Origin of the sequence: Allokutzneria sp. NRRL B-24872, from assembly GCF_002155965.1 — a bacterium.
Taxonomy (GTDB): Bacteria; Actinomycetota; Actinomycetes; order Mycobacteriales; family Pseudonocardiaceae; genus Allokutzneria.
This window is the reverse complement of record NZ_MUMH01000370.1, coordinates 1-740: the sequence shown is the minus strand read 5'-3', so window position 1 is coordinate 740 and position 740 is coordinate 1. Positions and strand designations below refer to the sequence as shown.

The window sequence follows — 740 nt, the reverse complement described above, 5'->3', positions numbered from 1 at the left end:
CTACCCGTACCTGATGTCCACCGGCGGGCTCTTCGACGCGCCCGTGGTGGGCTGGGCGTGGCGCACCTGCCGGCACGTGCGGGTCGACCGCGGTGAGAAGACGGTCACCCAGGCCATGGACAACGCCATCGACGCGCTCAACAAGGGCAAGACGCTGGTGATCTACCCAGAGGGCCAGATCTCGCTGGACGCCGGTCTGTGGCCGGAGCGCGGCAAGAGCGGCGCGGCCCGGATCGCCCTCGGCGCGAAGACCCCGGTGCTGCCGGTCAGCCAGTGGGGCGCGCACGAGGCCGTCGTCTGGGGCTCGAAGAACGTCGAGGGCTGGAGCGACTTCAAGCCGCTGATGACCTCCTGGTTCAAGTCGGTCTTCAAGCGCCCGAAGTTCAAGGTCCACTTCGGCCCGCAGGTCCCGCTGGAGGACCTGTCGCCGACCACGCCGGGCGACGCCGTCCGCGCGCGCGACCGGATCATGCGCTCCATCGCCACCGGCTTGGTCCCGCTGCGCGAGGACGAGCTGGCCGAGCCGCGCTTCAAGGACAAGACCCGCCCCATCAAGGGCCAGAGCCCGTGGACCCCCGACAAGCTCTGAGAGCCAAGCGGCGCAAGGACTTCAGCCCCACCGTCCACTTCGGACGGTGGGGTTCTTCGTGCGCGCCCTTCCCGTGATGTGAAACACCGGTGAAAAAGTGAAGGCGCCTTGGGTCTTGCTTGCGAGTGCACGGAGAACGACAGTTGTGCCA

At 68.2% G+C, this 740-nt stretch carries 1 protein-coding gene; it reads left to right on the top strand.

All coding sequences use genetic code 11. The annotated features are described in order from the left end of the window. Window positions 1-589, top strand: a 589-nt coding sequence (locus tag CCN37_RS38115) for a 1-acyl-sn-glycerol-3-phosphate acyltransferase (RefSeq protein ID WP_143262065.1), incomplete at its 5' end; no start/stop codon positions are given. Window positions 590-740: the final 151 nt, after the last annotated feature.